We start from the raw sequence: 14585 nt of genomic DNA on the forward strand, positions 1-14585 counted from the left end.
GGAACAAGGTTTTCCTTAGTGCCGCTCAATTCCTTGTAGGGAATCCACGAGTCGCCCGTCCGGATAATCGGACAGCACCGGGTGATTCTCGCCATCGGCGACCACCCCCTGGCATCCGCGCGCCCGCATGGGCGGCGACCGTACGGGCCAGGAGCCACCTCCACCGTTCACCCCGGCTCCGCCCCGACACAGCGGGAGAAAACGTGTCCGATCACGCTCGTACCACCTCGTCTGTCCCCCTGTTCTCAGGAGCGGGCCTGCCCCGGCCCTGGGTGCTCTGCGGGCGCGACGCGGACGCGGTACGGGACCAGGCCCGTGTGCTCCGCACCTGGCTGGACGAGCGTGTGGGGTGGTACCCCGAAGCTGTCGGGCGGGGCCTGCTGCGGACCACCCCCGGCACCCTGCCGTACCGGGCCGTGATCGTCGGCGAGGAGCCGGACGCATTCCTCGCCGGTCTCGACGCCCTCGCCGCGGGCACCGCGGCGGCGCAGGTCACCGAGGGCAGTCACCGTGGCGAGCCGGGCGGCCCGGTGTTCGTCTTCCCCGGGCACGGCTCCCCACGGCCCGGCATGGCACGCGAACTGGCGGAGTGCTCACCGGTCTTCGCCGCCCGGCTGCGGGAGTGCGCCGACGCGTTCGCCCCGTACCTGGGCCGGCCGCTGCCGGACACGCTGAACACCCCGGACACGCCGACCGGGCGGTGCGACGACGTACCCGCGCCCATGCTCCCCGACGCCGCGGAGTCCGCCGCCCTGTTCTCGGTCATGGTGTCGTTGGCCGCGATGTGGCGGGCCGCCGGGGTGGAACCCGGCGCGGTGGCCGGAATCGGCCTCGGCGAGATCGCCGCGGCTCACATCGCGGGCCTGCTGTCGCTCGACGACAGCGCCCGCGTGATCGCAGGAGCGGACCGGCCGCGGACACCGGGCGACGGCCTCGCCGACCCGGCGGACATCACACCGCGCGGCGCCCGTGTCCCGTTCTACTCCTCCGCCACCGGCGGCCGGTGGCAAGGCCACGGACCGGACGCCGCCCATGGGATCCGGAATCCGGGCGAGCCCGGCCGGCTCCAGGACGCCACCGCCGCCGCACTCGAAGACGGCCACAGCTACTTCCTCGAAGTCGGCCCGCACCCGCTGCTGACCTCCGAACTCGAAACCGCCATCGAACGATCCGGCAGGCTCGCCGTCGCCCGGGCGACCCTGCGGTGCGGCGAGAGCGGCCCGGCCCGCTTCCTGCACGCCGTGGCGGAGTACTACGCCACGGGCGGTACGCCCGACTGGGCCGCCGTCCTCGGGGAGACCGGCACCGATCCGATGGAACTGCTGATGAATCTGCCGAAGCAACCTCCGGCCGACCTTCCGGGGCAGTCGACGGACGAGTCCGGCACGGGACGCGCGAACCGAACAGGGGGGCCGACGGCCCGGGATCCAGAAGCCGCCGTGTCCGCCGTGTCCACCGACGCCGGCACACCGCCGGACGACGCGATCGCCGTCGTGGGCCTCTCCTGCCGCCTGCCGAAGGCGGCGGACCCGGAAGCGTTCTGGCAGGCCCTGCGGTCCGGCGCGAGCGCCATCGAGGAGGCGCCGCCCGGCCGATGGGAAACACACGCCGCGGACCCCGGGACGTCCGGCATCCGCTGGGGCGGGTTCCTCGACCACGTCGACCGGTTCGACCCGGGCTTCTTCGGAATCTCACCCCGCGAAGCCACCACGATGGACCCGCAGCAACGGCTGACCATGGAACTCAGCTGGGAGGCCCTGGAGGACGCGGGAATCGTTCCCGGAACGCTCAGGGGCAGCGACTGCGCCGTCTTCGTGGGCGCCATCGCGGACGACTACGCCACACTGACCCGCCGGCAGGGGACCGACGCCCTCACCCGGCACAGCCTGACCGGCCTCCACCGCAGCATCATCGCCAACCGAGTCTCCTACTTCATGGGCCTGCACGGGCCGAGCCTTACCGTGGACACCGGCCAGTCGTCGTCGCTCGTCGCCGTACACCTGGCCTGCGAGAGCCTGCGCACAGGCACCTCCACCCTGGCCATCGCGGGCGGTGTCAACCTGAACCTGCTCGCCGACGGCACCGCCGCCGTCGAGAAGTTCGGCGGCCTGTCGCCCGACGGCCGGTGTTTCACCTTCGACGCCCGGGCCAACGGCTACGTCCGGGGCGAGGGCGGCGGCCTGGTGGTCCTCAAGCCCCTGAAGAAGGCGCTGGCCGACGGCGACTCCATCCACTGCGTGATCCTCGGCAGCGAGGTCAACAACGACGGCGGTGGTGACGGTCTCACCACGCCGAACCCCCGCGCCCAGCAGGAGGTCCTCCGCCTGGCCTACGAGCGGGCCGAAGTGGACCCGGCACAGGTCCAGTACGTGGAACTGCACGGCACCGGGACCAAGGCCGGCGACCCCGTCGAGGCAGCCGCCCTCGGCGCGGTCCTGGGAGCCGCCCGTCCCGCCGACCGCCCGCTCGCCGTGGGCTCCGCCAAGACCAACGTCGGCCACCTCGAAGGCGCTGCCGGAATAGTCGGGCTCATCAAGACGGCGCTCGCCATCCGCCACCGCGAGCTGCCACCGAGCCTGAACCACGAAACCCCCAACCCCGCCATCCCCCTCGACACGCTGCGCCTGCGCGTGCAGCGCGAACTGGGCGCATGGGAACACCCCGAACGGCCGCTCGTGGCCGGCGTGAGCGCCTTCGGCATGGGCGGTACCAACTGCCACCTGATCCTGGCCGAAGGCCCCGCCGCCCAGGACCGCCCGGCCGCTCTCCTGCCGTCGCGGCCCGAGCCGGGAGAACCCGTCGGGAGCACCGCCGCCACCACCGACGGGTCGCGGCCCTCCCTCCCCTGGGTGATCTCCGGCAGGACCGAGACCGCCCTGAGGGCCCAGGCCAGGCGGCTGCGGGCGCACGTCCGGGACCACGCCGAGCTGGAGCCGTCCGACCTCGGCTTCTCGCTGGCCACCACCCGTGCCGACTTCCCCTGCCGCGCGGCCGTCCTCGCCACCGACCGTGACGGCTTCCTGCGGGGCCTGGACGCCCTTGCCGACGGTGGCACCGCCCACGGTGTCCTACGCGGCACAGGACCGGCCGGTGACCGGGCGGTCTTCGTCTTCCCGGGCCAGGGCTCGCAGTGGGCCGGTATGGCAGTCGAACTGCTCGACTCCTCCCCGGTCTTCGCCGCCCGCATGCGGGAGTGCGCCGACGCGCTCGTCCCCCACGTGCCGTGGTCCCCGGAGGACGTCGTGCGCGGGGTGCCGGGCGCCCCCGGTCTTGACCGCGTCGACGTGGTCCAGCCGGTGCTGTGGGCGGTGATGGTCTCCCTGGCCGCCCTCTGGCGCTCGTACGGGGTCGAGCCCGCGGCCGTGGTCGGCCACTCCCAGGGCGAGATCGCCGCCGCCTGCGTGGCGGGTGCCCTCTCCCTGGAGGACGCCGCCTGCGTGGTGGCCCTGCGCAGTCAGGTGCTCGCGGACCTCACGAGCCGGGGCGGCATGGTGTCCGTCGGGCTTCCCCTCGACGAGATCACCGGCAGGCTGGAGCCGTGGGGCCCACGGTTGTCCGTCGCCGTGGTCAACGGCCCCGGCTCCGTGGTCGTCTCCGGCGACCCGGAAGCACTGGACGACCTCGTGCGGACGCTGGACGCCGACCGCGTCCGGACCCGCAGGCTCCCGGTCGACTACGCATCGCACTCCACCCAGATGGAGGAGATCCGTACCAGACTCCTGGACACGCTGCCCGACATCACACCGACCCCGACGGACATCCCGTTCCACTCGTCGATGGAGGGCGGACCGCTCGACCCCTCGGCACTGGACGCCGGATACTGGTACAGCAGCCTGCGGCACACCGTCCGCTTCGACCAGGCCGTCGAGGGACTCCTCGGCCAGGGCCACCGGATCTTCATCGAGATGAGCCCGCATCCCGTCCTGGGAACGGGGGTGGGCGAAACCGCGGAAGCGGCCGGTCACGAGGCCGTCTACGTGGGCTCGCTCCGCCGGGGCCAGGGCGGCCTCGACCGGTTCGTCACCTCGCTCGCCACGGCACACGTCCACGGCTCCACCGTCGACTGGGCCGCCGTGTTCGCCACCGCGCTCACCGACCGGCGCCCCCGCCGGGTCCCGCTGCCGACCTACGCCTTCCAGCGCCGCCGCTACTGGCTGCCCGAGACCGCCACGGCCGACGGCCCGGCCCTCCGGCCACCGGCCGCCGCCGGCCACGCGGACGCCGTACCCGTCGAGTCCCCCGACGCCCCCGACGCCGCCGAACACGCCGAATCCGACGGACAGCCCTGGGCGCACCGGACGGCCGGCCTGTCCCGGGCGAAGCGGCAACGGACAGCGCTGGAACTGGTCCGAGCCCATGTCGCCGCCGTCGCCGGCTACCCCTCACCGGAGGCGGTCCAGCCCGGCCTCACCTTCAAGGAACTGGGCCTCGAATCGCTCACCTTGGTCGAGCTGCGCAACCAGCTCACCACCGCGACCGGACTACGGCTCGAGACCGCCGTGGCCATCGACCATCCCACCCCCACCGCGCTCGCCGGCCACCTCGCGTCGCTGGCCGCCGAATCGCCGCAGGCCCCCACCGCACCGGCCGCCGCCACACCCGCCGCCGACGAACCCATCGCCATCGTCGGCATGAGCTGTCGGCTTCCCGGAGACGTGGACTCCCCGGAGGAGCTGTGGCGGTTCGTCACCGCCGGAGGCGACGCGGTCTCCCCGTTCCCGGCCGATCGCGGCTGGGACACCGACAGCCTGTACGACGCTGCTCCGGGCCGTCCGGGCAAGTCCACCACCCGGCACGGCGGCTTCCTCCACCAAGCCGCCGAGTTCGACGCGGACTTCTTCGGGATCTCCCCGCGTGAAGCCCTCGCCATGGACCCGCAGCAGCGGCTGCTGCTGGAGACCGCCTGGGAGGCCTTCGAAAGCGCGGGGATCGACCCCGCGTCCCAGCGGGGCAGGGCGAACGGTGTCTTCGCCGGGGTCATGCACAACGACTACGGCCCGCGCCTGCACGAGGCGACGGAAGGCACCGAAGGGCACGCCCTGACCGGCACGTCCAACAGCGTCGCCTCCGGCCGCCTCGCCTACACCTTCGGCTTCGAAGGACCGGCGGTCACCGTGGACACCGCCTGCTCGTCGTCCCTGGTCGCCCTGCACCTCGCCTGCCAGGCCCTGCGCCAGGGCGAGTGCGACATGGCGCTGGCGGGCGGTGCGACGGTCATGTCGACCCCCGGCATGTTCGTCGAGTTCAGCCAGCAGCGTGGCCTCTCCGCCGACGGCCGCTGCAAGCCTTTCGCCGCGGCCGCCGATGGCACCGGCTGGGCCGAAGGCGCGGGCATGCTGCTCGTGGAACGCCTCTCCGACGCCCGCCGCCGCGGCCACCGCGTGCTGGCCGTCGTACGGGGCAGCGCGGTCAACCAGGACGGCGCGTCCAACGGCCTGACGGCCCCCAATGGCCCCTCACAGCAGCGAGTGATCCGCCAGGCCCTCGCCAACGCCGGGCTGGACCCGGCCGAGGTCGACGCCGTCGAAGCCCACGGCACCGGAACCACCCTGGGCGACCCGATCGAAGCCGACGCCATCATCTCGGCGTACGGAAGCGGACGGGACGAGGACCAGCCGCTGTGGCTGGGCTCCCTCAAGTCCAACGTCGGGCACACCCAGGCGGCGGCGGGCGTGGCCGGCGTCATCAAGATGGTGCTGGCGATGCGGAACGGCGTGCTGCCGCGCACGCTGCACATCAACGAGGCCACCCCGTACGTGGACTGGTCGGCCGGCACCGTACGGCTGCTGACCGAGCCCGTGGCGTGGCCGGAGGCCGACCGCCCCCGGCGGGCGGGGGTGTCGTCGTTCGGCATCAGCGGCACCAACGCCCACACCATCATCGAACAAGCCCCCGAGGCCGAGCAGCCCGCCGGTGTCGCGGAGGAGCGGCCCTGGACGGCACCTGTGGTGCCCTGGGTGCTGTCCGGCCGCAGCGAGCAGGCCGTACGGGCGCAGACCGCGCGGCTCGCGGCGTTCCTCGACGGGGAGCCCGGCGCTTCCGCCGCCGACCTCGGCCTGTCGCTGGCGACCACGCGCGCGGCGTTCGAGCACCGCGCGGTGGTGCTGGGCACCGACTACGACGCCCTGCGAGCGGGTGTCTCGACACGGGCCCACGATGGCGCCTTCACGGTCTCCGGCGTGGTCACGGAGGGCCGTACGGGCTGGATGTTCACCGGGCAGGGCAGCCAGCGCATCGGCATGGGGCGCGAACTGTACGGCGCCTACCCGGCCTTCGCCGAGGCCCTGGACGAGGTGTGCGAACACCTCCAGGCCGCGCTGGACGGCGCCACGGAGTTCCCGGTCCCCGTACGGGAGGTGCTGTTCGCGGCGGCGGGCTCCGCCGAGGCGGAACTGCTGGACCACACCGGCTACGCCCAGACGGCACTGTTCGCCGTCCAGGTCGCGCTCGTGGAACTGTTGCGGTCGTGGGGCACCACGCCGGACGTGGTGCTCGGGCACTCGGTCGGTGAGTTCGTCGCCGCGTACACCGCGGGCGTCTTCGGAGTGGCCGACGCCGCCCGGCTGGTGGCAGGCCGTGCGCGGCTCATGCAGGCGCTCCCCTCGAACGCCGGGGGCTCGGGAAGCGATTCCGCCGAGGGCGGTGGTGGGCGGCGCGTCGGCGGGGCGATGGCCGCCATCGAGGGATCCGAGGACGAGGTCGCCGAGATCCTCACCGGGCTGGGCGCGCACATCGCGATCGCGGCCGTCAACGGCCCGAGATCGGTCGTGGTCTCCGGTGACGAGGACGCGGTCGAACGGGCCATGGCCACCGCGCGTGAACAGGACCGCAGGGCGTCCCGGCTGCGGGTGAGCCACGCGTTCCACTCGCCATTGATGGAGCCGATGCTGGCGGAGTTCGCCGAGATCGCGGCGAGCATCACCTACCGGCAGCCGAAACTCCCGGCCCTCAGCACGGTCACCGGTGAGCTGGTCGGCGAAGAGGACTGGGCGACCCCCGACTACTGGGTGCGCCAGGTACGCCGTCCGGTCCGCTTCCACGACGCCATCGAGAACGCCACCCGCGCCCAGGGCGTCACCCGCCTGCTGGAGGTCGGTCCTGACCCCGTCCTGACCACGCTCGCTCAGTCCGCCCTGGACGTAGCGGCCGTGTCCGCGCTGCGCGAGGGGCGCGACGAGGCCGTGACCGTGCTGACGGCCGTGGCCGAGCTGTTCGTCCGCGGAGTCGAGGTCGACTGGGGCGCGTACTTCGCCGGGGCCGGTGGGCGGCGGGTGGACCTGCCGACGTACGCCTTCCAGCGGCAGCGGTTCTGGCTGCCGGACCTGGCCGTCTCGCGGCGGGACGCGCCCGGCACGGCCGACGGTGGCGAGGCCGCCTTCTGGGAACTGGTCGAGCGGGGCGACGCCGATGCGCTGGCCGGGCGGCTCGGCGTCGGGCCGGCCGCGCCCCTTGACGCGGTGCTGCCGATGCTGTCGGACTGGCGCAAGCGGCAGCGGGAGCAGTCCGAGCTGGCGGGCCGGCAGTACCGGATCACGTGGAAGCCCGTGCCACGCCGGGCCACCGCCCGGCTGTCGGGCACCTGGCTGGTGGCGGTCCCGTCGGAGACCGGCGCCGCATACGACGATGTGGTCCAGGCGTTGCGGGCGTCCGGCGCGGAAGTGATCGTCGTGCCGGTGGCCGACGCGGACACCCGGGAGTCGCTGGCCACCCGGTTCCGCGCCGAGGACGCCGAGCCCACGGGTGTGGTGTCCCTGCTGACGAGCACGGTCACGACGCTGCTTCTGGTGCAGGCGCTGGCCGATTCCGGGACCGGGGCGCGTGTGTGGTGTGTGACCCGCTCCGCGGTGTCGCTCGGTTCGGGTGAGCGGTTGGCGAATCCGGAGGGGGCCCAGCTGTGGGGGCTGGGCCGTACGGTGGCGCTGGAGCAGCCGGACCGGTGGGGCGGGCTGATCGACCTGCCCGACGACGCCGACGAGCGCAGCCTCGCGCGACTGGCGCCCGTGCTCGCCGCGACGGATGGCGAGGACCAGGTCGCGGTACGGCCGTCGGGCGTGTTCGGGGCCCGGCTGGTGCGCGACACGGCCGCGAGCGACGACACGGATTCCTGGCGGCCGCGCGGCACGGTGCTGGTGACCGGCGGTACGGGCGCACTGGGCGGGCATGTGGCCCGCTGGCTGGCCTCTTCCGGCGCCGAACGCCTGCTGCTGGTGTCCCGTCGGGGCGCCGAGGCACCCGGTGCGGACGAATTGCGGTGCGAGCTGGCCGACTTGGGCGCCGAGGTCGCCTTCGCGGCCTGCGACGTCGGTGACCGTGCGGCCGTACGGGAGGTGCTGGACGCCATTCCGGAGGAGGCGCCGCTGACCGGAGTCGTCCATACCGCCGGGGTCCTCGACGACGGCCCGGCCACCGAGCTGACGCCGGAACGGCTTGCCGGCGTCCTCGCGGCGAAGGCGGACGCCGCGCGCCATCTGCACGAGCTGACGGCCGGCCGTGAGCTCGACGCCTTCGTCCTCTTCTCCTCGATGACGGGCGTGCTGGGCAACGCGGGCCAGGCGGCCTACGGCGCCGCCAACGCGTACGTGGACGCCCTGGCGCACCACCGGCGTGGCCTGGGGATGCCGGCCACTTCGGTGGCCTGGGGTCCGTGGAGCGGCGACGGCATGGCCGCCGACGGTCGGGTGGTGGAGCACTTCCGCCGCCTGGGCGTACGCCCGCTGGACCCGGACCGGGCCATCGCCGCCCTGCGGAGTGCGCTCGACGACGGTCGCGCGGCCCGTGTCGTGGTCGACGTCGACTGGGAACGCTTCGCGGCCTCGGTGGCCTTCACCCGCCCCGCCCCGCTGATCGCCGAGCTTCCCGAGGTCGCGGACCAGGCGCGTCCTCGGGTCGCCGACCCGTCCGCTCCGGCGGGCGGTGAGCTGGCGCTGCGGCTGCGGGGGCGCCCGGCCGCCGAGCAGGACCGGATGCTGCTGGACATGGTGCTGTCGCAGGTCGCGGCCGTGCTCGGGCACGCCACCCCGGCGACCATCGACCCGGCGCGGGCGTTCAAGGAGCTCGGTTTCGACTCGCTGACCGCCGTCTCGTTCCGCAACCGGCTCGCCACCGCCACCGCCCTGCGGCTGCCCACCACGCTGATCTTCGACCACCCGACGCCCGCCGCGCTCGCGGCCTTCCTGCGCGGGCAGGTGCTCGGCGTGACGGCCGACGAGGCCGGGCACACCGACGCGGCTCTCGCACCGCTGGGTGCCGGTGACGACCCGATCGTGATCGTGGGCATGGGCTGCCGCTTCCCGGGCGGCGCCGCCTCGCCCGAAGAGCTGTGGGACCTGCTGTCCACGGCCCGTGACGGGCTCTCGCCCTTCCCCGTGGACCGGGGCTGGGACGTCGACGGGCTGTTCCACCCCGACCCGGCCCACTCGGGGACGTCGTACGTCCGTGTCGGCGGATTCCTGCACGACGCGGCGGAGTTCGACGCGGAGCTGTTCGGGATCTCGCCGCGTGAGGCCCTGGCGATGGATCCGCAGCAGCGGCTGCTGCTGGAGACCGCGTGGGAGGCGCTGGAGCGGGCGGGCGTCGACCCGCTGTCGCTGCGCGGCTCGGCCACCGGGGTGTTCGCCGGGACCAACGGCCAGGATTACCAGCACACCGCGCGGGGCCCGGCCGCGGACGTCGAGGGATACGTGACCACCGGGTCCGCGGCCAGTGTCCTGTCCGGTCGAGTCTCCTACGCACTGGGCCTGGAAGGTCCCGCGGTCACGGTGGACACCGCCTGCTCGTCGGCGCTGGTGGCCCTGCACCTGGCCGCCCAGGCGCTGCGGGCGGGCGAGTGCCGGATGGCCCTGGCCGCCGGCGCCACCGTCATGGCGACACCGGACCTCTTCGTGGACTTCTCCCGGCAGCGCGCGCTGGCGGCGGACGGCCGCTGCAAGGCGTTCGCGGAGGGCGCGGACGGCACCGGCTGGTCCGAGGGCGCCGGGGTGCTCGTGCTGGAGCGTCTCTCCGACGCCCAGCGCCTCGGTCACCCGGTGCTGGCGGTGGTGCGCGGCAGCGCGGTCAACCAGGACGGTGCGTCGAACGGGCTGACGGCGCCGAACGGCCCGTCGCAGCAGCGGGTGATCCGCCAGGCCCTCGCCGCGGCCAGGCTGTCGCCCGCCGACGTGGACGCGGTGGAGGCGCACGGCACCGGCACGAGCCTCGGCGACCCGATCGAGGCGCAGGCCCTCCTGGCCACGTACGGTCAGGGCCGTGACGGCGGTGAGCCGTTGTGGCTGGGCTCGGTGAAATCGAACCTCGGCCACACCCAGGCCGCCGCCGGAGCCGCCGGACTGATCAAGATGGTCCTGGCGCTACGGGAGCAGCGACTGCCGAAGACGCTGTACGCGGACGAACCCTCCTCCCGCGTGGACTGGGAATCGGGCGCGGTACGGCTGTTGACCGAGGCCCGGGAATGGCCGTCGGGCGACCGTCCGCGCCGGGCCGGAATCTCCTCGTTCGGGATCAGCGGCACCAACGCCCACATCATCCTCGAAGAGGCCCCTCAGGCCGCACCGGCCGCCGTCGAGGAGCCGTCGGCCGAGCTGCCGATCGTGCCCTGGGTGCTGTCGGGTCGCACCGCGCAGGCGGTGCGGGCCCAGGCCGGTCGCCTCGCGGCTCTCCTCGACGCCGGGGACGGCTCCCCGCTCGACATCGGCTTCTCGCTGGGCACCACCCGCGCCACACTGGAACACCGCGCCGTGGTCCTGGGCGGCGACCTCGACGCCCTGCGCTCCGGCGTCACCGCGCTCGCCGACGGCGATGACACGGCCATGTCCGGCGTCGCCGGCGAAGGCCGTACGGGCTGGATGTTCACCGGCCAGGGCAGCCAGCGCGCGGGCATGGGCCGCGAGCTGTACGCCCAGTTCCCGGTATTCGCAAGGGCCCTCGACGAGGTCTGCGCCCAGCTGGACGCCGCGTTGCGCGGCGAGCCGGGCTTCGAGGTGCCGGTGCGGGACGTGCTCTTCGCGCCGGAGGGTTCGTACGAGGCCGGGCTGCTGGACGGCACGGGCTACGCGCAGACCGGGCTGTTCGCGGTCCAGACGGCGCTGGTCGAGCTGCTGCGCTCGTGGGGCATGAGCCCGGATGTGGTGTTCGGCCACTCGGTCGGTGAGTTCGTCGCCGCGTACACCGCGGGTGTCTTCGAACTGGCCGATGCGGCCCGGCTGGTCGCGGGCCGCGCACGGCTGATGCAGGCGCTGCCCACGGGGGGTGCGATGGCCGCCATCGAAGCCACCGAGGCCGAGGCCGTCGAGGTCCTGGGCACACTCCTGGACGGCGAGCGGCTGGCGATCGCGGCGGTCAACGGCCCGGACGCCGTGGTGATCTCCGGGGACGAGGCCGTGGTCGAGCAGGCCATGGCGAGCGCGCGGGAGCAGGACCGCCGGGTGTCGCGACTGCGGGTGAGCCATGCGTTCCACTCGCCGCTCATGGAGCCGATGCTGGCGGAGTTCGCCGAGATCGCGGCCACCATCGATTACCGGCAGCCGACGCTTCCCGCGATCAGCACGGTCACCGGAGACCTGGTCGGCGGGGAGGACTGGGTCACCCCGGAGTACTGGGTGCACCAGGTGCGCCGCCCGGTGCGCTTCCACGACGCCGTCGTGACGGCGACCGCGGAACGTGCCGCGACCCGCCTGCTGGAGCTCGGCCCCGCCCCGGTGCTCAGCGCGCTCGCGCAGTCCGCCGCGGGCAGCACGGTGGCCGTATCGGCGCTGCGCGAGGGACGGGCCGAAGCCGAGACCGTGTTCGCGGCCGTGGCCCAGATGTTCGTACGGGGCGCGGACGTCGACTGGCCCGGCGTGTTCGCCGGGACCGGTGCGCGGCGGGTGGACCTGCCGACGTACGCCTTCCAACGCCGTCGGTTCTGGCTGCGGGACCAGGCGACCGAGCAGCCGGAACGCGCCGTTGGCGGCGGCGCCGAAGGGATCGGGACCGAGTTCTGGAACCTGGTCGAGCGGGGCGATGCCGATGCGCTGGCCGGGCGGCTCGGCGTCGAGTCGGCCGCGCCGCTCGACGCGGTGCTGCCGATGCTGTCGGACTGGCGCCGGCGGCAGCGGGAGCGGTCCGAGCTGGCGGACTGGCGGTACCGGATCACGTGGAAGCCGGTGACCCTCCCGAACACGGGTCGGCTGTCGGGCACGTGGCTGGTGGCCGTGCCGGAGGCGGACGAGGCGCGGGCCGAGCCGTGCGTGCGGGCACTGCGTGCGGGCGGCGCGAAGGTGCGCGTCCTGCCGGTCGCCGCCACGGACACCGCCGACACGCTGGCCGATCGCCTTCGTACCACCGCCGACGGCGCCGCGGCGGGGATCGTGTCCCTCCTCGCCGAGGGCGCCGACGAACCGTCCACCGTGACCGCGACGACACTGACGCTGATTCACGCGCTCGGGGACACCGACCTCCCGGTGTGGTGCGTGACCCGCTCGGCGGTCTCGGTCGGGTCGGGCGAGCACCTGGCGAATCCGGCGCAGGCTCAGCTGTGGGGCTTCGGCCGTACGGTGGCGTTGGAGCAGCCGCGGCGCTGGGGCGGCCTGGTGGACGTGCCGGAGAACGCCGACGAGAAAGCGTGGACCCGCCTGGTGTCCGTGCTCGCTGCCGCCCACGGCGACGGCGAGGACCAGCTCGCGGTGCGGCCCTCGGGCGTGTTCGCGGCCCGCGTGGTCCGCGACCGGGCGGGGGCCCCGGACGGCGAAGGCTGGCGGCCGCGCGGCACCGTGCTCATCACCGGCGGAACCGGCGCCCTGGGCGGGCATGTCGGTCGCTGGCTGGCTTCGCGCGGTGCGGAGCACCTGGTGCTGGTCTCCCGCCGGGGGGCTCGGGCCCCGGGCGCGAAGGAGCTGTGCGAAGAGCTGACCGCACTCGGTGCGCGGGTCACCGTCACCGACTGCGACATCACCGACCGCCAAGCCCTCGCCGCCGTGCTCGACGGCGTACCCGAAGACGCGCCGCTGACCGGCGTGGTGCACACCGCGGGTGTACTGGACGACGGACTGGCCACGGATCTGACGCCGGAGCGGCTGGCCGGGGTGCTGGCCGCGAAGGCGGGTGCGGCGCGGCATCTGCACGAGCTGACCGCGGAGCTGGAGCTGGACGCCTTCGTGCTGTTCTCCTCCATCGCGGGAGCGCTCGGCAACGCGGGTCAGTCGGCCTACGCCGCGGGCAACACCTACCTCGACGCGCTCGCGCAGCACCGGCGCGGCCTGGGACTCCCCGCCACCTCGGTGGCCTGGGGCCCCTGGGGCGAGTCCGGGATGGTGACGGACGGGGGCGTGGAGGAGTACCTGCGGCGGCGCGGCCTCAAGGCGCTTCCGCCGCGGCGCGCGATGGCGGCCTTGCAGCAGGCCATGGCCGAAGGCCGCGTGTGCGCGATGCTGGCCGATGTGGACTGGCAGCGCTTCGCGCCCTCGTTCACCTCCTCCCGGCCCAGCGCCCTGATCGGCGATCTCCCCGAGGCCGCCGCAGCGCGCGCGGCCGACAGCCCGGCTCACGCCGCTCCGGCCGACGGCGAACTGGCGCGCCGACTGAGCGGGCTGTCCGCGCAGGAACAGGGCCGCCTCCTGCTGGACCTGGTGCGGTCCCACGCCGCGGCGGTGCTGGGGCACGCCTCACCCACCGCGATCGCCCCGGAGCGCCCGTTCAAGGACCTCGGTTTCGACTCGCTGACGGCGGTGGACCTGCGCAACCGCCTGGGTGGTGCGACCGCCCTGTCGCTCCCGACCACGCTGATCTTCGACTACCCCACGCCCGCCGCCCTCACGGCCTTCCTGCGCGGGCAGTTGCTGGGTGGGTCGGCGGACCGGGACGGCACTCCAGCGGCGACGGCCTCGGTCGCCGACGAGCCGATCGCGATCGTGGGCATGGGCTGCCGCTTCCCGGGCGGGGTCGCCTCGCCGGAAGCGCTGTGGGACCTGGTGACCTCGGGCGGCGAGCGGATGTCCCCGTTCCCCGACGATCGCGGCTGGGACGTACCGGGGCTGCTCGACGCCACCAGCGCGGCGATGGGCACCGAGTACGCCGGGGTCGGCGGATTCGTGCCGGACGTGGCCGACTTCGACGCGGAGCTGTTCGGGATCTCGCCGCGTGAGGCCCTGGCCATGGATCCGCAGCAGCGGCTGCTGCTGGAGACCGCATGGGAGGCGCTGGAGCGGGCGGGCATCGGTCCGCTGTCGCTGCGCGGGTCGTCGACCGGTGTCTTCGCGGGGATCTCGGCCAACGGGTACGGCGGCTTCGCCCACGAGGACGGCGGCGAATCCGCCGGCTACCTCCAGACCGGCAGCACTCCGAGCGTGGCCTCGGGCCGCCTGTCGTACGTGCTCGGCCTGGAGGGCCCGGCGGTGTCGGTCGACACCGCGTGCTCGTCGTCCCTGGTCTCGCTGCACCTGGCCTGCCAGGCGCTGCGGGCGGGGGAGTGCGACACGGCCCTGGCAGGTGGCGTCACGGTGATGGCCACGCCCGCCACGTTCGTCGAGTTCTCCCGGCAGCGCGGCCTGGCCGCCGACGGCCGGTGCAAGTCCTTCGCCGAGGCGGCGGATGGCACCGGCTGGGCCGAGGGT

The 14585-nt window shown here is 74.1% G+C and carries 1 protein-coding gene; it reads left to right on the forward strand.

The window, feature by feature from the left end; all coding sequences use genetic code 11:
• Positions 1-203: 203 nt before the first annotated feature.
• The coding region (locus LCH29_RS40820) for a type I polyketide synthase (RefSeq protein WP_446466741.1) at positions 204-14585 on the forward strand (14382 nt) is incomplete at its 3' end.

It is taken from the genome of Streptomyces sp. BRA346 (assembly GCF_052851135.1).